The 22,392-nt window shown below is 37.5% G+C and carries 21 protein-coding genes and 1 tRNA gene; 10 read left to right on the forward strand and 12 right to left on the reverse strand.

Translation table 11 applies throughout. The features are described 5' to 3' along the window. The coding region (locus ABS766_RS11675; protein ID WP_408085350.1) for a T9SS type B sorting domain-containing protein at positions 1–246 on the forward strand (246 nt) is incomplete at its 5' end. Between the two features lie 79 nt (positions 247–325). Here ABS766_RS11675 and ABS766_RS11680 read toward each other — a convergent pair. Further along, the gene (locus ABS766_RS11680) at positions 326–1,519 is read right to left on the reverse strand and encodes a pyridoxal phosphate-dependent aminotransferase (RefSeq protein WP_408085351.1); all 1,194 of its coding nucleotides are present in this window, start codon (positions 1,517–1,519) and stop codon (positions 326–328) included. 202 nt (positions 1,520–1,721) lie between these two features. On the opposite strand from ABS766_RS11680, the gene ABS766_RS11685 reads away from it, so the two are divergent. Continuing rightward, positions 1,722–3,479, forward strand: coding sequence for an aromatic amino acid hydroxylase (locus tag ABS766_RS11685; RefSeq protein ID WP_408085352.1), 1,758 nt, complete (start codon positions 1,722–1,724; stop codon positions 3,477–3,479). 25 nt (positions 3,480–3,504) lie between these two features. Here the strand turns inward: ABS766_RS11685 and ABS766_RS11690 are convergent, their stop codons facing one another. Genes ABS766_RS11690 through alaS form a run of 5 tightly spaced genes read right to left on the reverse strand, consistent with a single transcriptional unit; the run spans position 3,505 to position 9,304 of the window. Next, positions 3,505–4,113: a DUF4230 domain-containing protein gene (locus tag ABS766_RS11690; protein ID WP_408085353.1), complete on the reverse strand. Its 609-nt coding sequence runs from the start codon at positions 4,111–4,113 to the stop codon at positions 3,505–3,507. Between the two features lie 50 nt (positions 4,114–4,163). After that, positions 4,164–5,120, reverse strand: a complete 957-nt coding sequence (locus ABS766_RS11695; protein ID WP_408085429.1) for a GSCFA domain-containing protein — start codon at positions 5,118–5,120, stop codon at positions 4,164–4,166. 8 nt (positions 5,121–5,128) lie between these two features. Further along, positions 5,129–5,845 (reverse strand): hypothetical protein, encoded by a 717-nt coding sequence (locus tag ABS766_RS11700; protein ID WP_408085354.1) that lies wholly within the window; start codon positions 5,843–5,845, stop codon positions 5,129–5,131. A 37-nt stretch (positions 5,846–5,882) separates the two neighbouring features. Then, complete coding sequence (locus tag ABS766_RS11705) at positions 5,883–6,641, reverse strand: hypothetical protein (RefSeq protein ID WP_408085355.1); 759 nt, start codon at positions 6,639–6,641, stop codon at positions 5,883–5,885. A 35-nt stretch (positions 6,642–6,676) separates the two neighbouring features. Continuing rightward, the gene (gene alaS / locus ABS766_RS11710; protein WP_408085356.1) at positions 6,677–9,304 is read right to left on the reverse strand and encodes an alanine--tRNA ligase; all 2,628 of its coding nucleotides are present in this window, start codon (positions 9,302–9,304) and stop codon (positions 6,677–6,679) included. A gap of 153 nt (positions 9,305–9,457) precedes the next feature. Between alaS and ABS766_RS11715 the strand changes: the two genes are divergently transcribed. From ABS766_RS11715 to ABS766_RS11735, 5 genes are read left to right on the forward strand one after another with little or no spacing between them, the layout of a single operon-like run. Continuing rightward, positions 9,458–10,435 (forward strand): M23 family metallopeptidase, encoded by a 978-nt coding sequence (locus tag ABS766_RS11715; RefSeq protein ID WP_408085357.1) that lies wholly within the window; start codon positions 9,458–9,460, stop codon positions 10,433–10,435. Next, positions 10,435–10,764 carry a MerR family transcriptional regulator gene (locus ABS766_RS11720; RefSeq protein ID WP_408085358.1) on the forward strand — a complete coding sequence of 110 codons (330 nt, stop codon included), beginning with the start codon at positions 10,435–10,437 and terminating at the stop codon, positions 10,762–10,764. The genes ABS766_RS11715 and ABS766_RS11720 overlap by 1 nt, the downstream gene beginning before the upstream one ends. 21 nt (positions 10,765–10,785) lie before the next feature. Further along, positions 10,786–11,382, forward strand: coding sequence for a LemA family protein (locus tag ABS766_RS11725; protein ID WP_408085359.1), 597 nt, complete (start codon positions 10,786–10,788; stop codon positions 11,380–11,382). 7 nt (positions 11,383–11,389) lie between these two features. Further along, complete coding sequence (locus ABS766_RS11730; RefSeq protein ID WP_408085360.1) at positions 11,390–11,827, forward strand: TPM domain-containing protein; 438 nt, start codon at positions 11,390–11,392, stop codon at positions 11,825–11,827. Continuing rightward, positions 11,827–12,603 carry a TPM domain-containing protein gene (locus ABS766_RS11735; RefSeq protein WP_408085361.1) on the forward strand — a complete coding sequence of 259 codons (777 nt, stop codon included), beginning with the start codon at positions 11,827–11,829 and terminating at the stop codon, positions 12,601–12,603. The genes ABS766_RS11730 and ABS766_RS11735 overlap by 1 nt, the downstream gene beginning before the upstream one ends. A gap of 91 nt (positions 12,604–12,694) precedes the next feature. On the opposite strand, the gene ABS766_RS11740 is transcribed toward ABS766_RS11735, so the two are convergent. The 5 genes from ABS766_RS11740 to ABS766_RS11760 form a co-directional block, all read right to left on the reverse strand. Beyond that, complete coding sequence (locus ABS766_RS11740) at positions 12,695–15,526, reverse strand: outer membrane beta-barrel protein (protein WP_408085362.1); 2,832 nt, start codon at positions 15,524–15,526, stop codon at positions 12,695–12,697. Between the two features lie 303 nt (positions 15,527–15,829). Beyond that, positions 15,830–17,140 carry a ribosome biogenesis GTPase Der gene (gene der / locus ABS766_RS11745; protein ID WP_408085363.1) on the reverse strand — a complete coding sequence of 437 codons (1,311 nt, stop codon included), beginning with the start codon at positions 17,138–17,140 and terminating at the stop codon, positions 15,830–15,832. 109 nt (positions 17,141–17,249) lie between these two features. Then, positions 17,250–18,134 carry a GTPase Era gene (era, locus tag ABS766_RS11750; RefSeq protein WP_408085364.1) on the reverse strand — a complete coding sequence of 295 codons (885 nt, stop codon included), beginning with the start codon at positions 18,132–18,134 and terminating at the stop codon, positions 17,250–17,252. 59 nt (positions 18,135–18,193) lie between these two features. Then, positions 18,194–18,763, reverse strand: coding sequence for a hypothetical protein (locus ABS766_RS11755; protein ID WP_408085365.1), 570 nt, complete (start codon positions 18,761–18,763; stop codon positions 18,194–18,196). A gap of 120 nt (positions 18,764–18,883) precedes the next feature. Further along, positions 18,884–19,663 (reverse strand): M90 family metallopeptidase, encoded by a 780-nt coding sequence (locus ABS766_RS11760; RefSeq protein ID WP_408085366.1) that lies wholly within the window; start codon positions 19,661–19,663, stop codon positions 18,884–18,886. Between the two features lie 272 nt (positions 19,664–19,935). On the opposite strand from ABS766_RS11760, the gene ABS766_RS11765 reads away from it, so the two are divergent. From ABS766_RS11765 to ABS766_RS11775, 3 genes are read left to right on the forward strand one after another with little or no spacing between them, the layout of a single operon-like run. Then, positions 19,936–20,295 (forward strand): PadR family transcriptional regulator, encoded by a 360-nt coding sequence (locus ABS766_RS11765; RefSeq protein ID WP_408085367.1) that lies wholly within the window; start codon positions 19,936–19,938, stop codon positions 20,293–20,295. Next, the gene (locus tag ABS766_RS11770; RefSeq protein ID WP_408085368.1) at positions 20,285–20,881 is read left to right on the forward strand and encodes a hypothetical protein; all 597 of its coding nucleotides are present in this window, start codon (positions 20,285–20,287) and stop codon (positions 20,879–20,881) included. The genes ABS766_RS11765 and ABS766_RS11770 overlap by 11 nt, the downstream gene beginning before the upstream one ends. A 4-nt stretch (positions 20,882–20,885) precedes the next feature. Continuing rightward, positions 20,886–22,202, forward strand: a complete 1,317-nt coding sequence (locus tag ABS766_RS11775) for a serine hydrolase domain-containing protein (RefSeq protein ID WP_408085369.1) — start codon at positions 20,886–20,888, stop codon at positions 22,200–22,202. Between the two features lie 93 nt (positions 22,203–22,295). On the opposite strand, the gene ABS766_RS11780 is transcribed toward ABS766_RS11775, so the two are convergent. After that, positions 22,296–22,368: transfer RNA gene (locus ABS766_RS11780), tRNA-Met, on the reverse strand. Positions 22,369–22,392 lie beyond the last annotated feature (24 nt).

Raw genomic sequence — 22,392 nt, forward strand, 5'->3', positions numbered from 1 at the left:
TACTTTACCCCGAACGGGGATGGCTACCACGACTACTGGAACATCACCGGGCTGGATGCCTCGGCGCGGATCTACATTTTTGACCGTTACGGCAAGCTGCTTAAGCAGATCAGCCCTGACGGCATAGGTTGGGATGGGACCTTTAACGGTCAGCCGGTACCCTCGGATGACTACTGGTTCCTTGTGGAATACACCGAAGGAGACCAGAGCAAAGAGTTCAGGTCACATTTTGCAATAAAAAGGTAATACTATACAAACACTATAAACTATAAAAGGCAGCCAACTGGCTGCCTTTTATAGTTTATATAAAAATTGAAAATTTTAATTATCTGTTATTATATTGCGTAAGGGCTTCTTTTAAAATTTGTACAGACCGTATTAAATCCTCTTTTTTTAATACATAGGCTATGCGTATTTCATCCAGGCCTACATTTGGCGACGAGTAAAAACCTGCTGCAGGCGCTACCATAACCGTTTCTCCATCGATGCTGAAATGTTCTAACATCCATTGTGCAAATGCATCAGCATTATCTATAGGTAATTTTGCTATACAATAAAAAGCACCTTTTGGAACGGCTACCTTAACCCCTTCAATTTTATTTAGTTCAGCAATAAGTGTATCACGACGGCCTTTATATTCTACAATTACATCATCAAAATAACTTTGAGGTGTATCAAGTGCAGCCTCGCTGGCTATCTGTGCAAATGTTGGAGGGCTCAGGCGTGCCTGTGCAAACTTCATAGCAGTAGCAATAACCGATTTGTTTTTAGATACAATGCAACCAATACGTGCACCGCACATACTGTATCGCTTGGAGACCGAATCTATCATTATGGCGTATTCTTCAAGCCCCGGAACATTCATCACAGAGAAATGCTCATCTCCATCATAAGTAAATTCACGGTACACCTCATCAGCAATAAGAAAGAGATCATGTTTTTTTACAAGTTCGGCAAGCTGGTTAATTTCTTCCTGTGTATATAAATATCCGGTAGGATTGCCCGGATTACAAATTAATATGGCCTTAGTTTTAGACGTTATAAGCTGTTCAAAATCGGCAATAGGGGGCAGTGCAAAACCTTCCTCTAAAGTAGATATTACCGGAACAACTTTAACACCTGAAGCTACAGAGAACCCGTTATAATTAGCATAAAAAGGCTCGGGTATAATAATTTCATCTCCAACATCCATAGTGCTGCCCAAAGCAAATAATAAAGCCTCAGATCCGCCTGTTGTAATAATAATATCAGATGCATTTACAGGTACTTGCTGTTTTGTATAAAAATCAGCCAGTTTATTCCGGTAGCTTTCAAATCCGGCAGAATGGCTGTATTCCAGAATTTTAATATGGTTGTTTTTAATAGCCACTAAGGCAACCTCGGGCGTTTTTATATCGGGCTGCCCGATGTTAAGGTGATATACGTGGTTACCTTTCTTTTTAGCCATTTCGGAAAAAGGCACCAGTTTTCTTATGGGTGATTCAGGCATTTGGCTGCCTTTATGAGATATTTTCGGCATTTTTTATAAAAATTTACTGGACGCAAATTTGCAATTTTTTTTAATAAATGGCTACTACTAAAATAACTATAGAGCAAATAAATACTAACAAAAATCTTTTTTAAGTACAGCTGTTATTTTTATCGTATTTTTTCTTTCACACCCGGCCTTTAAAAAATGGCTAAATTGTGTAACTTTACCCTACTTATCAAAGTAATATGATATGACTACATCTTTTGAGAGTAACCCGCTTTTAGACAGGCTTCCGGAACATTTACAGCAATTTATAAAACCGCAGGATTATAATGATTATACGCCTATAAACCAGGCAGTATGGCGTTATGTTATGCGTAAAAATGTAGATTACCTTAGCCGGGTAGCGCACGAGTCATACCTCGATGGGCTTAAAAAAACGGGCATTGCCATAGACAACATTCCAAGTATGTATGGTATGAACCGCATTCTGAAAGAAATTGGCTGGGCCGCTGTAGCAGTAGATGGATTTATTCCACCTAATGCGTTTATGGAATTTCAGGCATATAATGTTTTGGTAATTGCCAGTGATATACGCCAGTTAGAGAATATTGAATATACCCCGGCACCGGATATTATTCACGAGGGGGCGGGGCATGCGCCTATTATTGCCAATCCAGAATATGCCGAGTACCTTCGCAGGTTTGGCGAGATTGGTTGTAAAGCCATTTCATCGGCACGGGATTATGAAATATACGAAGCCATACGCTTACTTTCTATTTTAGAAGAAGCCGAAGGCACACCTCAGGAAGAACTACAGGCTATTCGTGAAAAGGTGGATAAGTTACAGAACGAACCTGCCGAACCCAGCGAGATGGCACTGATACGTAACCTGCACTGGTGGACGGTTGAATACGGGCTTATCGGTACGCTGGATGACCCAAAAATATATGGGGCTGGCTTATTGTCATCTATAGGTGAAAGTGCCTGGTGTATGACGGATAATGTAAAAAAACTTCCTTACGATATTAGCGCTGCCTATCAGGGTTTTGATATTACAAAACCACAGCCGCAACTTTATGTTACTCCAGACTTTGCACATTTGAGCCTGGTACTGGAAGAGTTTGCTAATAAAATGGCCTTGCGTACCGGCAGCCTTAGCGGCGTGAGGAAATTAATAGAAAGCAATGCGGTGGGAACGGTAGAACTTACCACCGGTCTGCAAATATCGGGTGTGTTTACCAATGTTATAGAAAGCGATGGTAAACCGGTATATATACAAACCACAGGCAAAACGGCGCTTTCATCCCGCGAAAAAGAACTTGTTGGGCACGGCACGGCGTACCATGCAGAAGGCTTTGGAAGCCCTGTTGGAAAACTGAAAGGCATTAACCTGGCTATTGAAGATATGAGTCCGCGCGATTTAATTGCGTATGATATTTACGAAGGTAAGGCAGTAACGCTTGAATTTGAAGGCGATATTATAGTGAAAGGTGAAATTATAACCGGGACACGTAATTTGCAGGGTAAAATTATTATCATCAGCTTTAAAAACTGTACGGTGACCCATAACGATACCATACTTTTTATGCCGGAATGGGGTGTTTATGATATGGCGGTTGGTAAAAAAATAATTTCCGCTTTTTCCGGGCCGGCAGATGTAAAAAGTTTTGACCTGATTAGCCACGTGCCTTCATCAAAAACCATTAAGCAGAAAAAGTCGCCCGAAAAAGAACAACTGGAAAAACTGTACCAAAACATCCGTGACCTTCGCGAGGGCAAAGAGGCTGCATTTACTATTGAAGAAACTTTTGAGCAGTTAAAAGCCAGCCACTACAATGATTGGTTGCTGCCTGTAGAAATAGCTGAATTACTGTATAAGCAAAATAATAACAACCTGTTAGAAAAGGTGCTGTCACATTTAGAGCAGATAAAGCAAAACAGGCCTAAAATAGCCCACCTGATCACCGGTGGCCTCGAACTGATTTTTGAAGAGGAAGAAGTATAGATAAAAGCGCCATTTGGCGCTTTTATTATAATAAGTCATTTACATTCTCATTGCTTACGGGCTGTCCGTTATATTGTAGTGTCCATCCCATAGTATTGGTAAGTATTAATATTTTGCTTAATTCACTCAAAAGCCGGTTTTGTGCATTCGTTTTCAGGCTAGATTTTTCAATTTTCCTGGCAAGGTTTTGTTTTACCGTTTTACTTATTTTGTTATAATCGTCTCCTGAGAATTCATTGAAGCCATTCTGCTCCACATCATAAAATTTAAGTTCGGGATTTATTTTTATTTCCTCCTTCGGAATGTTTTTTATGGTAATGGTCTTGGTAGTTTCATCAATGTTATACTGAATTTTACTTAGGTCATAACTCACCGTTGCTTCTGCATTTACTACTACAATAGCTTTTTTTTCTGCCGATAGCATGTTCAGGAAATATTTCTTATTGTTTTTATAGGTAAGCACTTCGCTAAAATGTCCTTCAGTAACTACAAGTTTGCCTACATTTTTAATTTCCTGTTGAATAAGAGCAGTTTCATCTATAACCGTCTCTTCATCTTTTTTGAACTCACAATATCTAAAAGCTAAAATGATAAGCACCACTACTACAATGCCGGTAAGTATTTTTTTGAGCATTTTTATTTTAAATGTAGCGCATTTACTGCAAAAACTATGTTAGCGCAACCTTAAAACTTTATATAAGGATATTTTTGCTGAAGTAATTGTGTTTTAGTTTGTAGATTAAGCAGGAACTTTTTGTGGCTTTCACTTTCGGCATTAAAAGGGCGGTGTTGCAGGCCTTTCTGTATGCTGTCAATCTCTTTCATGGTGTGCTGTGCCTCATTATTTATCCAGGCATTAGTAAAACATTCCCAAATATAATGTATGGCGGTTTGGCTGGGGTGCAGCATATCTTCAGCATAAAACCGGTAATCACGTAATTCATCCATCATTATTTCATAAGCTGGAAAATACCAGGTCTTTGTTTTGCTGTTTTCAGTTTTCAGTAATTGATGTAATGCCGAAATGAGGTTGGCTTTGCTCCATTGGTTTTCGGTAAAACCATCTTTAATATGCCGCACAGGTGAAATGGTAAAAATTATCTGTACATTTTTATTTAGCTGGTATACCAGTTCTGCTATATTCTGCAGGCTTTGCATTATGGCATCAACAGTAAGAATTTCTTTAGTAAATGCTGCCTGTGGTACCTTATGGCAGTTAGCCACTAAATTTCTTGTTGTGTTTTGCCGATATACCCATGCCGTACCTAATGTAATGATAATGTGTGAGGCATTGCGTAATTTTTCAGCTAAAAGCCTTCCTGCCTTGTTTAGCTTTTTAATTAGCACCCCGGCATTGGTATCACTCAGGTCGCTGTGGGCATCATAACAATGCCAGTGCTCGTTATAAAAAAAGATATCAGCTTCTGTAAACGTTTTATTATTTACAGCAAAATCAATAGCTTTTTCTAGCGCCAGGGGGTGGAATAATATTCCGAAAGGGTTAATAGTATTGCTGAATTTAAAATAATCAAGTTTTTGCCCAATGTTCATCGCAAAGCAGGAGCCTAATGATACTATATTACTCTCATGGTCAATTTTAGGGCTTCCCTCAGCAATAGGAACAGAAGTGGCAAACTGCATAGTCAAACTTAATTGTTATAGGTATAATACCTTTCTGTAGTAGTACCGGAATTAGTATAAGTTTCAGTTTCGGGATACCCTTCATCATTATATGTAAAACTACTGCTTGTGCTATAATTATTGCCGGTTATATTGCTCTGTGTAGAAAGTATATTATTTGGGCCGCCCTGCATAAAAAGTAAGTATAATATATCTGCTGAGGCTATCTGGCTCATTGGAGATTTTTTTTCATCATACGTATATTCAATAATACCAAGGTTACTTTCTTGTTTAAGAATATTACCGGCATCAGAAAGTGTATATACATAAGACCTTATAAATTCGTCATCCACGTAATTCTCTACGGTATATGTATTTCCGTTAAAAGTATAAATATCATTAATTGTTATAGGGGAGGGGGATAAATACCTGTAGTTTAAGGTTTCTGAAAGCTCTCCTTCATCATTATAAGTTATGATTATTTTAGATACAAGTATATCCTCATCATATACCTTTACTTCACTTGGCTTATTGTTGCTGTACGTATAGGTGGTTTTTAATCCCGCACTATTAGTGAGTTCTAAAAGCTGATTGCCATTATAGGTATATTCAATAACATTTTCATTACCATCATTAACTTCAATCAATTTGGTAAGAAGCAATGTATCAGTATTATCATCGTTATCAGTATTATTGCTACAGGCAAAAAGAAAAGCAGCAATAACTATAAGAAATAATTTTTTCACGGGCTGAAATTTAATTGCAGGGATAACTAAACGGGTTTTAGTAAAAATATTCAGTAGTATATACACTTCCGTCGGGTTCTGTATGGGTCTGGGTAAGCGGATAGTCCTTGTTGTTATATGTATAGGTGTTATAGCTGTGACTAACTGTACCGTTTTGTGTAGTTTCTACAGAGGTAATATTGTTTGTTCCGCCCTTGTAATCGGCATAAATTAAAAGTCCGTATACAGACATTTCTTTTAAAGGCGCATTTTGGTAATCAAAACCGTAACTTATTGTTTTATTCTCACTTTGAAATTTAACAACATTATTGTTTGAAGTTACAGTAAGGGTAACCGTACCTATATTTTCTGTCTGGCTCGAATCGTCTCCTTTGTATTCTGTAACTGTCACAGTAGTTCCATTCCAGGCGTAAGATGATCTTATTGCTGTATTATTTGCAGGATTATCAATGTCATAACTAAACGTAATATGGTCTGTAAACGATCCGGTGCCGTATAGAAATGCATCTTTTCGTACCAGTGCGCCATTTTCATAATAACGTATTTCAGAAAGATAATCCATATTTACATATGAATAAGACTCACTTGTACCGTTACTACGGGTTACTGTTGTTAGTTTATTACCATCATACTGATAGTTTGTAGTAATCTGCGTGCCATCAGGGGCGGTTTCTACCTTTTTTCTAAGTAGTGTAGCGCTGTTTTCGTTACCACTGTTGTCTTTATATCCATAATCGTCATCAGAGCAGGCAACAGCAAATGTCCCTGCCAGAATAAATAACCATAACTTTTTCATAATCAATTTTATTTGCAATTATACAAATTTAGGCATTAGCTAATAAATGTTTCTGCGGCTTTTAAAGCTTCTGTAATACCTGCAGGATTTTTACCGCCTGCTGTGGCAAAGAAAGGCTGGCCGCCGCCGCCGCCCTGAATGTATTTTCCTAACTCGCGTACAATTTTACCGGCATTCAGGCCTTTTTCTTCTACAATTTCTTTAGATACATAGCAGGTAAGCATAGGCTTATCATCATTAACAGTAGCAAGTACTATAAAGAGGTTGGTACCTGTGCTGCCCAATTCATAAGCCAGGTCTTTTGCTCCGGTAGCATCAAGGTCTACCTGTGTGGCAAGAAATTTAATCCCGTTTTTTTCTTTAAATTCAGAAACCAGTTCGCCTTTAAGGTTTTTAGCCTTGTCTTTAAGCAAAACTTCTACCTGTTTTTTTAGCCTGGCGTTTTCATCCTGAACGGAATTTAAGGCTTTGAGTGTATCCTGCGGATTTTTAAGTGTTTCCTTAATTTCAGCAAGTGTTTGTTCCTGATTGTTAAAGTACGCTTTAACGGCATTGCCTGTGATAGCTTCTATACGGCGTATACCAGCCGCTACAGCACTTTCGCCTGCAATTTTAAAGTACCATATATCAGCAGTATTTTTAACGTGTGTGCCACCGCATAATTCCATACTGTCGCCAAATTTAATGGCGCGAACGTTATCACCATACTTTTCGCCAAATAACGCCATAGCGCCTTCTTCAACCGCCTGTTTAAACGGAATGCTCCTGCGCTCAACAAGCGGCAGGTGCTCCTGTATGCGGGCATTAACAAAATCTTCTACCTGTTTCAGTTCTTCATCGGTAACTTTAGAAAAATGAGAAAAATCAAAACGCAGGTAGCCAGGGCTTACTAAAGAGCCTTTTTGCTCTACATGGGTACCCAGTATACTGCGTAGCGCCTGATGGAGTAAGTGGGTAGCCGTATGGTTGCTTTCGCTTTCCGCACGAAGGCCGGCATCAACTTTAGCCGTAAAATTGCCCTCAATATTTTGAGGGAGCGACTTTGTAATGTGTAGTATCAGGTTATTTTCTTTTTTGGTATCAATAACCTCTATACTTTCATTAGCCGATTGTAGTATGCCTTTATCGCCAACCTGTCCGCCGCCTTCAGGATAAAAAGGGGTGGCATCAAGCACAATCTGGTAAAGAATACCATCCTTTTTAGAGTCTACTTTGCGGTATCGTGTTACTTTAACCTCATTTTCAAGTTGATCATAACCTACAAAACGTTCTTCAGCACCTTCTTTTATAATTACCCAGTCGTCTTTGGCTACTTCGCCTGCGGCACGGCTGCGGTCCTTTTGTTTTTTTAGCTCCGCATCAAAATCAGTTTTGTCATAGGTATATCCTTTTTCTTTTAAAATAAGAGCCGTAAGGTCTTCGGGAAAACCAAAGGTATCATATAACTCAAAAACTTTACCCCCAGCAACTTCTTTTCCGGTAGTTTCGTTTACTACATTTTCAAGAAGTTGTAACCCTTGGTCAAGCGTGCGTAAAAAAGAATTTTCTTCTTCCTTAATTACATTAGTAACCAGGCTTTCCTGATTTTTAATCTCAGGGAAAAACTCGCCCATTTGCGCAGATAATACAGCAACAAGCTCATATATAAATGGCTCTTTTTTATTTAAAAATGTAAAAGCATAGCGTATGGCCCTGCGTAATATTCTGCGGATAACATAGCCCGCACCCGTGTTGCTTGGCAACTGCCCGTCAGCAATGGCAAAAGCCACAGCGCGCACGTGGTCTGCCACTACGCGTATGGCAATATTTATTTTATCTTCTTCGTCAGTGGCATTTCCAGTTACATATTTAGTGGCAGTAACAGTTTCTATTTTTTGTATAAGGGGTGTAAATACATCGGTATCATAATTACTTTTTACCCCTTGCAATACCATACACAAGCGCTCAAAACCCATTCCGGTATCTACATGCCTTGCCGGTAGTTTTTCCAGGCTTTTATCGGCCTTGCGGTTAAACTCCATAAACACATTATTCCATATCTCTACAACCTGCGGGTGGTCGGCATTTACCAGTTCACGCCCCGGTTTTTGTGCTTTTTCTTCATCACTGCGTATATCCACATGTATTTCAGAGGAGGGTCCGCATGGTCCTTGGTCGCCCATTTCCCAAAAGTTGTCTTTTTTATTACCGAGAAGTATACGGTCTTCAGGCACAAGCTCTTTCCATATATCCCAGGCTTCCTGGTCAAAAGGCACGCCTTCTTCAGGGCTGCCTTCAAATACGCTTACATACAATATATCCTTTGGTATTTTATATACTTCGGTCAGCAATTCCCAGGCCCAGTTAATGGCCTCTTTTTTAAAGTAGTCGCCAAAACTCCAGTTACCAAGCATCTCAAACATAGTATGGTGGTAGGTATCAAACCCAACATCTTCAAGGTCGTTATGTTTGCCGCTTACGCGCAGGCATTTTTGGGTATCGGCAATACGCTTGCTTTTAGGCACGGCATTACCCAGAAAATATTCTTTAAACTGCGCCATACCGCTGTTGTTAAACATCAGCGTAGGGTCGTCTTTGGTTACAATGGGGGCAGAGGGTACAATTAAATGGCCTCTTTCTTCAAAAAATTGCAAGAATTGCTTTCTGATATCCCTTGATTTCATATTGATATGTATGTTTTATTAATCGTTATTTTTGCAGGCTATATAAAGCCCCTTAGGCATGGTTTGTGTAACATTTAGTACATTTGTGCTACTTATAATTTACGGCCTGCACTTTTTGTGTGTAAAAGTGCAAAATTAGAATAAATTAACAACATGGCGAAGGTAAAATACTATTACGACTCCGAAACCCTGGCGTATAAAAAAATTAAGCCTAAAAAAGGTAAAAAAGTAGGTGTTGTACTACTGTTCATCACGGCTTCGGCGCTTTTTGGTTTTTTGTGTTTTGTAGCGCTGCTTAACACACCTTTTTTTGAAACACCCAAAGACAGGTTACAGGCACGTGAAATTGAATATATGAAGTTGCAGTACAAAATATTACAGCGTAAAACAGACCTAATGGAAGAAGCGCTTGCTAATGTAGAAGAACGCGATAATAACCTGTACCGCACTTACTTTAACACATCTCCCATACCTGAAGAACAGCGTAAAGCAGGGTTTGGGGGTGTAAACCGTTATGAACCGCTTGAAGGTTATGATAATAGTAAACTGGTAAAAAATACCGCAGAACAAATAGACAAGCTTTCTAAAGAGCTGGTAATACAGTCTAAATCGCTTGATGAAATAGCTGGCCTTGCAAAAGATAAAGAAAAGCTGCTGGCAGCTATACCGGCCATACAGCCCATAAAAAATGAAGACCTTAAACATATGGCTTCTGGATTTGGATACCGGAGCGACCCATTTACAAAAATACGTAAATTTCATGCCGGGATGGATTTTAGTGCGCGTACCGGTACGCCGGTTTATGCCACTGGCGACGGTGTAGTAACCCGTGCTGATAACCGATCAACAGGTTATGGTAACCATATAGAAATAAAGCATGGCTATGGTTATGAAACCTTGTATGCACACCTTAGTAAATATGCAGTAAAACCCGGACAAAAAGTAAAAAGAGGAGATATTATAGGCTATGTAGGCAGTACCGGGCGTAGCGAAGGCCCACACCTGCATTATGAGGTACATAAGGGAGGCGATGTTATTAACCCTATTAACTTCTACTATGGTAATATTTCTGCTAAAGAATATGTGCTGATAAGTAAATTAGCTAACCAGGAAAACCAATCGCTTGACTAATGCATTTAGAACTTCCGGAAAAAAGGTATTATAGCATAGGCGAAATTGCAAAGGCATTTAATGTAAATGCTTCGCTTATACGTTTTTGGGATAAAGAGTTTGATATACTAAAACCCAAAAAAAATGCTAAAGGCAACCGTATGTTTACGCCTGAAGATGTAAAAAACCTGCAACTTATTTACCATTTGGTTAAAGAAAGAGGTTTTACACTGGATGGCGCCCGTGTGCATTTAAAAGAGGGACAAAACAAAACAATGGATACCTTTGAAATTATACGTAAATTAGAAGCTGTAAAGACAGCTTTGCTTAATATTAAAAAAGAACTTTAACCAAATTTAATAGTAAAAAAAATGAAAAAGTGGCTAATACCCGTAATTATTATTGTTGCTATCATAGCAATTGGCTTTTTTTGGGCTATGGGCATTAAAAATGGTGCAATTACCAAAAATCAGGCAGTGAGTGCCGCATGGGGAGAAGTACAGGCTGATTACCAGCGCAGGAACGACCTTATTGGCAACCTGGTTAAAACCGTGCAGGGTGCTGCCGATTTTGAAAGAGGTACACTGACTGATGTGATTGAGGCCAGGGCAAAAGCTACTTCGGTAACTATAGACCCATCTAACATAACACCAGAACAACTTGCGGCTTTTAACAGTGCACAAAGCGGAGTGTCTTCATCATTATCAAGGCTATTGGTAAGTGTTGAAAATTATCCTCAGTTAAAAGCTAACGAAAATTTTCTGAAATTACAGGATGAACTGGCATCTACAGAAAATGAAATACGTACGGCAAGGGTCCGCTTTAACGAAAGTGTTCAGGATTATAACAATTACATTTTAAGGTTCCCGAATTCTATGTTTTTGGGTGAATATAAAGAGAAACCATATTTTGATGCTGTTCAAGGCGCCGATAAACCAGTGGATGTAGAGTTTAACTTTGATAAATAACATAATTATGCCCGATACTCATAATTTTCTTTCAGAAGAAGATGAAAAAACGGTAGTAGCCGCCATTAAAGAGGCAGAAAAAAATACCAGTGGCGAGATACGTGTGCATATAGAAAGTACTTCAGAAAAACCTCCGCTCGAAAGGGCACAGGAGGTTTTTAAGCTTTTAGATATGGATGCCACTGCCGCAAAAAATGGTGTGCTTTTTTATGTAGGAGTCAAAAACCGATCATTTGCTATATTGGGAGATGAAGGAATAAATAATGTAGTGGAAAATGATTTTTGGGATAGTACCAAAGATGTGGTTTTAGGTTATTTTAAACAAGGCCTTTTTGCACAGGGGCTTTCAGAAGGTATATTAAAGGCAGGGCAGCGCCTTAAAACCTATTTTCCTTACAATGAAGATGATGTAAATGAACTGCCCGATACAATTTCTAAATCATAATGAAAAAAATATTTATACTAAGCGTAGTTTTTATAATGGCTTTATTATTGCCATATAAAGGCCTTGCACAGTTTGAAATACCCAAAAAACCAATTCGGCAAAAAAGTGTATATGATTTTGCCCATGTACTTTCAACAGCACAGGACCAGAAATTAAGGCAAAAGCTTGAAAATTATAGCGATACCACTTCTACACAAATTGTAATTGCCACGGTATATGACCTTAAAGGAGAAAGCGCAGCACGTGTAGCGCCTGAATGGGCGCAAACCTGGGGCATAGGCCAGGCAAAAGAGGATAACGGCATTTTTATACTGGTAGATGTTGGGGGACATGATATGTATATTGCCACAGGTTATGGCGTGCAGGGCAGGCTGCCTGCCGGTACAGTGGGTACCATAATTAGGGAATATATTACCCTTGAATTTAAAAAAGGTGATTATTATGCGGGGCTTGATGCCGGTACCACTGCTATCTTTCAAGCTTTAGATGGGAAGTTTAAGGCAAAATCACAACATAAAGGGAACCGTTTTCCTGTTTTTCCTATAATTATGATTATTGTTATAATTGTATTTATAGTTATGCGTGGTGGCCGTGGCGGTGGCCGCGGTGGCCGAAGGGGCGGACTTGATCTTGCTGATATATTGATACTAAGCAGCCTTGGTAGCGGACGCCATAGTAGCGGCGGCTGGGGAGGCGGAAGTTCAGGCGGCGGTGGTTTCGGCGGCGGCTTTGGTGGTGGTGGCTTTAGCGGCGGGGGAGCCGGCGGAAGTTGGTAGATTGATATATAAGTTTAAAAAGTAAAACAGGCTGCCTAATAGTATTAGACAGCCTCGTTTTTTATTGGTAGTTGGTAGGTTAGTTTATTTTTTACCACATGCGTATACTATTACCGCCCCCGGGTTGCTTACCTCCAAACTTTTTAAGAGTATAAGTAAGGGAAAACATTACATAGCGTTTTAGCACCGTATTTTGCTGGTCAGTAATTGATGTGGCATCTATAGTGCGGCTGGTACCTATATTCTGGTTCAGTAAATCATACACTTTAACTTTAAACAATAACTGGTCATTCCAGAAATTGTACCCTAAGCTCATGTTCCATAAAAAGAAATCTTTTTTAAATCCATCAGCCAGCTGTGAGTTATAGGTATAACCAAAATCATTACCAAATACTACATTTTTTGGCCAGTAACTGGTAGTTTGTAAATTAAACTTATGTACTACGTTAGAGGCCTCACTTATAACATAATTTGTGTAATTAGTTTGGTTGTAGTTAAAGTTGTATGAAGGGTTTATGGTGAGTATCTCACCATATTCATAGGTAAAATTAAACCTGGGGCTTATACCAAGGGTTTTGCTATCATACAATTGCTCATTTAAAAAACCTTTACTGGCAGAATAATTTGCGTTCATACCTACACTTACCCGGTAAGTATTTGCGTCTTTTTTAATCTGCTTATTCCAGTTCGCTCCTATAGTTGCACGGTAGGTGCCCGATATATTACGATATGTAGTGTTGGTTTTGGCACTTGCATTAATTGTTCTGAAAGAAGTTATGTCTGTATCGTTATAATTACCCCATACATAAACATTGTAACCTGAGCGTGTACTGAAATCATAATTGCGATAGCTTATATTAACGTTGTGATATTTTTGAGGATCCAGATCGGGGTTACCGGTATATGTATTAAGTGGGTTGCTTATATCTGCCACCGGTAATACCTGTGTGGGCTGTGGGTAGTTTACGTTGTAAGAATACCACGCCCATAAAGATTTTCCTTTTTGCATGCGGTAGCTAATACCTGATTCTAAATACGGAAGCACATAATCTCTGTTTACTTCGTAGTTTTGACCTACATAAGATGAATGGGCGCCAAATTTGGCTGCCTGTATACCGGCTTCAAAATTAACCCATAATTTATCTTTATTTATATTAAAACCTGCTGTAGGCCTAAATGTTTTTATTTTACTGCTAAGATAGTTAGAAAGCGAATCGTTGTATATAGTATATTCGCCTGTGGCCGGGTCTAAATCAAAACCATCGCGATCTGCTAATGATTTTTGCAAATCATAATTAAAATTAATTTTAGCCTGTAAAGAATCTGTAACAGGTTCTCTGTATTCTACTGCAATAGTATATTTATCATCAGCCTGCCTGTTATAACGTACCTGATCGCGATTATCGGTTGTGGTACTTTGTATACCATTGTCATAACTATATTCATTAGTAACTGTTTGGTTAAGGTTGTAACCATCATCTTTTTGGTTACCGTTTTCAAAAGAAAAATCTATAGATCTGCCTTTTTTAGCAAAGGCCTTTGTAAATATAAATTCATTTGTAAAATTACTGTTATTATTTTCAGTCATTGTGTGCCCTTCACTGTCATTTAGTAAAGTGTTGTCAGAAAGCTTGGTAGAATATCTTGAACTGTAATTGGTAGATTTATTATTTGCCCTTACAAATTTTGGCTGAAGATATATTTGTGTGGTAGAGTCCAGCTTAATTTCAAACTGTGTATTAAAATTATGCGCAAACTGCAGGTTATCACTTTTAGATTCGGATATGGTTCTGTAGCTTGGGTCTATAGTAGTGCCAGGATTGTTTGGGTCTTCGGTCGCTGGTAAAAAGTTAGTTTGTTCGGTACGGTTATTGTTTTCAGAATCGGCACTGGTATAAAAGTAACTAATATTCTGGTCTACATCTTTAACCAGTTCATCGCTGTAATTAATACCGAGCATATTACTGGTGGTAATACCACTGCCGCCTCCAAAGCGTACACCATTGATGCTAAAACTGCCATCGCTACTGCTCCAGATGCTGTTATTACGTCCACCACCCATGCTGTCAAAAATTTCATTCATTGAAAAGCCGCTGGAATTTATATTATTAGACGATGCCAGTATGCTTATCTTTCGCTCACCTTTAAAATAGTTAAAAATGGCACTGCTTTCATAACGGTCATCAGTTCCATATCCTGCCATAGCCTTACCAAAAATACCTTTGTTTTTATCTTCGTCAATAGTAAAGTTAATACTTGCATTATTGCCGCTGGCTTTTTGCCCCGTGAGCTCTTCTTTTTTAGTTTTGGTATCGCTAACCTGTATTTTGTTTATTATTTCAGCAGGCAGGTTTTGCAGCGCTATTTTTCCATCTTTATCAAAAAAAGGCTTGCCGTTTACCAATATCTGATTAACTTCTTTTCCGTTCACTGTAATTTTTCCGTCTTCATCTATATCAACACCGGGTAATTGCTTTAAAAGGGTTTGAACGTTACTGTCTGGCCTCACCTTAAAGCTTGATGCATTAAACTCCAACGTATCCGATTTTATTCGTATGGGTGGTACTTCGCCCTCAACCACTACAGCATCAAGCTCTGTAGAGCGGTCTTCAAGCTTAATAGTGCCAAAATCCATACCTTCGGTAATGTTTTCAATTTTTTGTTTATGGTCGGCAAAACCTATAAAAGACACTTTAAGAAATACAGGATTATCCTGTTTCCATGTTTTCATTTCCCAGCTACCGTTACTGTTGGTTATGGTATAATTAATTACGGTAGAATCTTTTGCTGAAGTTAAATATACTGTTGCAGATTCAAGGGGTAAATTGTCAGGGTCTGTAATAACTCCTTTAAGGGTAATGTTTTGGCTATAGCACAGACAGCTACAGGCAAAAAGCAGTAGGAATGTAAAAAAATTGCGCATTAATTTTAGTGGTTAATTTTGGTTAATAGTAAGGTATATCTTAATAACAGAAGGCTTTATTTTTTATTGTAAATTGCTTAAAAATATTAATAATAAGACGTAATACGTAAAAATTGTTACACTCATCGAAAAATATTTTGACATTAAGATTGTCTAAAGGTTTAACCTCATGTTTAACTATTTTTTCTGATATAATTAAAGATATTGTATCTCAAATATTTAACTGTTTTGATGAAGTTGTAGTGTAGTATATGCTACATACTTATAGGAAATAAAAAAGCCGGGTAAAAACCCCGGCTGTTATTATTTTTGCCTGAAATAAACATCTATAGGAACTCCTGTGAGGTTATAGTTTTCCCTGATTTTATTTTCTATAAAGCGTTTGTACGGATCTTTTACATACTGTGGCATGTTGCAGAAAAACACAAACTGCGGAGTAGGAGTTGGCAACTGCATGCAAAACTTAATTTTTACATATTTACCTTTTAACGCCGGCGGTGGGTTATGCTCTATAATGGGCAACATCACCTCATTAAATTTAGAAGTTGCGATACGCTGCTTACGGTTTTCAAACACTTCTACGGCGGTTTCAAGCGCTTTTAAAAGCCTTTGTTTTGTAAGCGCAGAAACAAATAGTATGGGTACATCGGTAAAAGGTTGTAACTCCTCACGTATTTTCTTTTCATAATCACGTGTAGTCATCGTTTCCTTTTCAACAAGGTCCCATTTGTTTACCAGTATTACCACGCCCTTACGGTTTTTTTCGGCAAGCCAGAAAATACTCTGGTCCTGGCCTTCAAACCCGCGGGTGGCATCTATTACCAAAATACAGATATCGCTATGTTCTATAGCCCTGATAGACCTCATAACCGAATAAAACTCAAGGTCTTCTTTAACCTTGGCTTTGCGGCGTATACCCGCTGTATCTACCAGGCTGAATTCAAACCCAAAACGGTTATAAGGTGTGTCAATAGCATCGCGTGTTGTACCTGCTATATCGGTAACAATATAACGGTCTTCGCCGATTAGTGCATTAATAAAAGAAGATTTACCTGCATTCGGCCTTCCTACCACAGCAAAGCGGGGCAGTTCTTTTTCATTTTCATCCTTTGGTTGGGGGTCAGGTAGTACTTCCACCAATGCATCAAGCAATTCTCCCGTTCCGGAGCCATTCATACCCGCTATAGTAAAATATTCGCCAAGGCCAAGGCTGTAAAATTCTACAGCATCTTTTACACGCATAGCGTTATCAACTTTATTAACCACTAGCATAACAGGCTTGGTAACTTTGCGCAGTAGCTTTGCCACTTCGTCATCCATAGGGGTTATACCTTCTTCAACATCTACTATAAACAATATAACGTCTGCCTCATCTATGGCAAGTTCAACCTGTCTGCGTATTTCGGCTTCAAAAACATCTTCACTGCCTTTAATATAACCTCCGGTATCAATAACCGAAAATTCTTTACCATTCCATTCGCTTTTACCATAGTTCCTGTCACGAGTTACCCCGCTAACAGCGTCTACAATAGCTTCCCTGCGCTGTATCAGCCTGTTAAAAAAGGTTGATTTACCCACATTTGGCCTGCCTACTATGGCTACAATATTATTCATCAGTTTATTTTAATTTTTTGCAAAAGTAATCTTTTAAGTTGCAAAGATTGAAAGTTATAAAGTGTTTTTTGCTACTATTACGCTGCTGTATCACTTATTTTGCTCTGTGTTATTTATTATTGTACCCAAACCTGCGTAATTGGTAAGGATTTGAGCGCCAGTCTTTATTTACTTTTACAAAGAGTTCTATATGTATTTTTTTCCCAAAGAATTTTTCGAGTTCTTCACGTGCCTGTATACCTACTCTTTTTAATGCGGCGCCCTTATGGCCAATTATAATTCCTTTTTGTGTAGGGCGTTCTACCATGATAACCGATTTTATACGTATGATGTCTTCATCTTCCAGAAATTCTTCGGTTTCAATTTCTACAGCATAGGGTATTTCTTTACTGTAATTCAGTAATATTTTTTCGCGTATTGCTTCATTAACAAAAAAGCGTTCAGGCTTATCAGTAAGGGTGTCTTTAGGGTAATAAGGCGGTGACTCCGGCAATAACTCTAAAATGCGGTTAAAAACAGTTTGTACATTAAAATTCTCAATAGCAGAAACAGGGTATATTTCGGCACTTGGTAATTTTTCTTTCCACATGTCAACCTGTTCTTCAAGAATTTGCTGTGTGGTGGTATCTATCTTATTTATGAGCAATAGTACAGGTATAGTTGCAAAAGTAATTTTTTTGAAAAAAGCTTCGTCTTTAAGTTCCTTTTCACCTACTTCTACCATATAAATAAGTACATCTGCATCTTCAAAGGCAGATTTAACAAAATCCATCATGCTGGATTGTAATTCATATGCCGGTTTTATAATACCGGGTGTATCAGATAACACCACCTGAAAATCTTCACCGTTTACAATACCTAAAATACGGTGCCGGGTGGTTTGTGCCTTAGACGTAATAATAGAAAGGCGCTCGCCAACAAACGCATTCATAAGAGTACTTTTCCCCACATTTGGGTTGCCTATAATGTTTACAAAACCTGCTTTGTGTGCCATAAAATAATATAATTATCAACAACCGGCAAAGTTACGGCTTTATTATATAATAATGCTGTTTAAAATTGATAGCCTATTTTTAAGCCAGCCCTTACGGCCCATTCGTCTGTATAACGGTTGTCAATATCACCCTGGCCTTTTATTTCAATTTTCCACATGGCACCTAAAAAAGGATCTACAGAAATATTGCCAAGCATAAATTTATACCCTAATTCAGGGTTGAATAATGAAAAATAGCTGTAAGTACCCTCAAACCGGCCAAAATCAAAATTTTTATCAAATTTAATGCTCCCATAAGAAAAATAATTGGCGGTGTAGAGCCCTTTAATGTTTTCCATGTGGTAATGTTTTACACCCAGTTCTATGGCAAACCCATACCCGTTTATATCAAATCCATATTGGTTTACATTATAATTCATTCCTGCATAAGATATATTTGCCAAAGCCGATCGGTGTTTTTCAGGTTCATTATATTCTAATGAAACACCAAGTTGTGAAGGGTCTGATGCCATAGCGTTTAACGAAACAGTGAATATTTTACTGCTTGCGCTTTGATTGGATACTACATCCTGAGCATGCATTACTAAAGTTGAAAGGATAAATGCTGTGATAGTAAAAATTTTGTTCATACAATTAATATTATATTACTTATTAAATTCTAAGATAATTACATTTCAATATGTAACTGTTATAAGCCAGCATAATAACAAATGCCCCGTAGTATTGATAAGGATAGGGGGATGAGTACTTTATGTTGCCGATTGTGGTTTTTGATTGAAACACTCTTTCATCATTTTATAGAGTTCCGGATGCTTAACCCTTAATAAATCCGGTCTTTCAAAAAAATATTCTGAAGCTACGGCAAAAAATTCAGCCTGGTTAGTACCGCCATATTGCCTAATGTCTGATTTATCATCGTTTATAGCTTCAATTTCCTTATGTATAAGTTTTAGCCAGGGCATTGCGTATTGATGGGGTATCAGCGCTTCCGGTATGCCGTCTACAATTCCGTCCATTTTATCAATAAGGTGTACAAACTCGTGTATTCCGGTATTGTTTTTATCTGTTTTGTTTAAAAAACCACTGTACAATGCCTTTCGGGAGAAAATCATTTGGTTTTCAAGCCTGCCGTTACCCACAATGCCACCAATGCTACGCGATTCTGCCTTGCTGTCAAATTCCATATCATTATTAAAATGATCCGGGTATAACAATACCCCGCTCAGATTATTGTAATGCCATTCATCAAAACCAAAAACAGGTATTACTGCGCTACAAGCTACAAATACTTTGTCCAGGTCGGTAAGTGTAAAACCAACTGACTCAATATACACCTCGCTCAAAAATTGCATCATCCGGTTTTGGAAAACAAGTTGCTTTTCTTTACTAAGGCTGCTGTAAAAATGTACATTATCTAATAAAAGCTTGTGCCATTTTTTTGGGAATGGTTCCTGTTTTCGGCGCCTTGTTTTACTATAAATATATAGGGCTAACGCGATAAATATAGCCGATATAATATAAATTTCCATGGTATTATAACTTATAACAAGACTTGTAAAGTTTTGGCCGGGGGGTTATCTCAAAAGCCTTTCAAGTCTTTTTTTTAATTATAGACTAAGATATGGATAATGTTTTTTAGTAGTATTAATTGTATTATAAAATGCAGGCTTAAGAATTTAAACAGACCATATCCATTTATGCCTCATTAGTAGCGATGATAAGCTCTGACTAACTAATATACTTCCGTTGAATAAATTATATTTTATATTTTTAAACAAAATACATTGTATAACTATGTATTTTGTTTTATGTTTGTAACATGAATGAAATATTTGTAAACAAATGGAAATCACAAGTAAAGAAAGGAACGCTTACGTTTATTGTCTTGAACGTGCTAAAGAAAAATGAATTCTATGGATATGAGTTCATTGAAGAAATAAAAAAACTAACCTCGATTGAAATTGCGGAAGGAACCTTTTACCCGTTAATGAACCGGCTTAAAAAAGAGAACCTTGTTTCGTCTAAGTGGGTTGAACAGGAATCAGGAATACCCAGAAAATATTATGTACTTACCAAAACAGGAGATGAGACATTAAAACAAATGCAATTTTATTGGGAAGAATTATCAAAATCAATCAAAAAAATATCAAATGAAAATTAAAGAACTAGAATTTAAAGAAATTGCTTCTAAACGTATTTATGAAAGTTATATGAAGCGGATTAGTAAAGTAGTTAAACCATTGCCTGTACAAGACCAAAACGAGGTGCTGTTAGAGTTTAACAGTCATATTTATGAAGGTTTACAACGTCAAACCAATAAAGCAGAAGTTGAAGGGCTATTGGATATTTTAGACAAGTTGGGGGTTCCTGAAGAAATATTAAAGCCTTTAGTAGCCGATAAAAAAATGGAACAGGCAACAAAAACATTTAATCCACTACATGTTATAAAAGCATTGGCATTAAACATTACTAACGGTATTTCGTACATTATTTTCTTTATACTGTATTTGCTTCTCTTAGGTTTTGTTTATTTAATTTTTGCCAAAATTGTTAATCCAGATACTATGGGATTATTTTTTGAAGATGAGGCGTTTATGGTTTTAGGTAAAACAAACAAGCTAAATGATCCCGGAGTTACAGAAGTTTTAGGTAACTGGTTTATCCCGGTCATGATAGTATCAATTATAGTTTGCTATTTCATTATCACTTTTCTATTAAAATTAAAACGAATAATCAATAAAAAATAAAACTATGAAAAACGCAGTATTAACTATATTATTAATGCTTTATGCTACAATTGGTTTAGCCCAAACATTTAATAGCCAAAAGATAGACAGTTTATTTTTGCTATTGCAAAAGAAAGATAAATTTATGGGAAGTATAGCCATATCCCAAAATCAAAACACCATCTATCAAAACACTATTGGCTTTACAGATATTGAAAATGGGATAAAGGCAACAGGTGATTCAAAATACCGTATTGGTTCAATCTCTAAAATGTTTACAGCTTCTTTGGTTTTTAAAGCAATAGATGATAAAAAGTTAAAACTTGACCAAACTATTACTGCCTTTTTTCCCAACATTAAAAATTCAGGAACAATAACCATTGGCAATCTGCTTAATCACAGTAGTGGGATTCATGATTTTACCAGAGATGATGATTATTTAGAATGGAATACTCGCCCTCAGTCAAAAGAAAAAATGATTGAGCGTATTGAAAATGGTGGCAGTGATTTTATGCCGAATGTAAAAAGTGAATACAGCAATTCAAATTATGTATTGCTGACTTTTATTCTGGAAAGAATATATAACCAACCTTTCAGCAAAATCTTAACTAATAATATCATCAATCCATTAAAACTCACCAACACATATTTAGGAGGTAACACAAACCCGGAAAAAAATGAGAGCTACTCTTATAAATATGAGGGAAAATGGAAAAGACAAGTTGAAACCGATATGTCAATTCCACAAGGGGCAGGAGCAATTATTTCCAACCCAGAGGACTTAAACATATTTGCAGGACAATTGTTTTCAGGCAATATTGTTTCTGAAAAAAGTCTTGAATTAATGAAGACAATTAATAACGGCTATGGGATGGGTTTGTTTCAATTTCCATATAATGATAAAATAAGCTATGGACATACAGGAAGCATAGACGGGTTTGAATCTGTTTCATGCTATTTTCCAAAGGATAAATTGGCTATTGCCTTAACATCTAACGGCGTAAATTACGATAACAATAAAATTTTATTAGCGGTTTTGGCTACTTATTTTAAAGAACCCTATACCTTACCAGCGTTCAATAGAATTGAATTGAAATCAGATGAGTTAGAAAAATATTTAGGTACTTATTCGAGTAAAGAAATTCCACCAAAAATTACTATCACCAAACAGGAAAACACATTGTTTGCCCAGGCATCGGGCCAGGGGGCATTTCCTTTAGAGCCTACAGCCGAAAATGTATTTACGTTTGACCAGACAGGGGTTAAGATTGTGTTTAACCCTTCTGAGAAAACAATGATTTTATATCAGGGCGGTGGAGAATTCCGATTTAAAGCAGAATAAATATGAGTAATGTGCTATAAAAAGCTGCTGTATATTTTATAAAACAATTGTAAATAAAAAAGCTTCACATTTCTGTGAAGCTTTTTTATTTAGTAGCGGGAACTGGACTCGAACCAGTGACCTTCGGGTTATGAGCCCGACGAGCTACCTACTGCTCTATCCCGCGCTGTTTCTGGTGCAAATATACAAC

Origin of the sequence: Flavobacterium rhizosphaerae, from assembly GCF_046000445.1 — a bacterium.
GTDB lineage: Bacteria > Bacteroidota > Bacteroidia > Flavobacteriales > Flavobacteriaceae > Flavobacterium > Flavobacterium rhizosphaerae.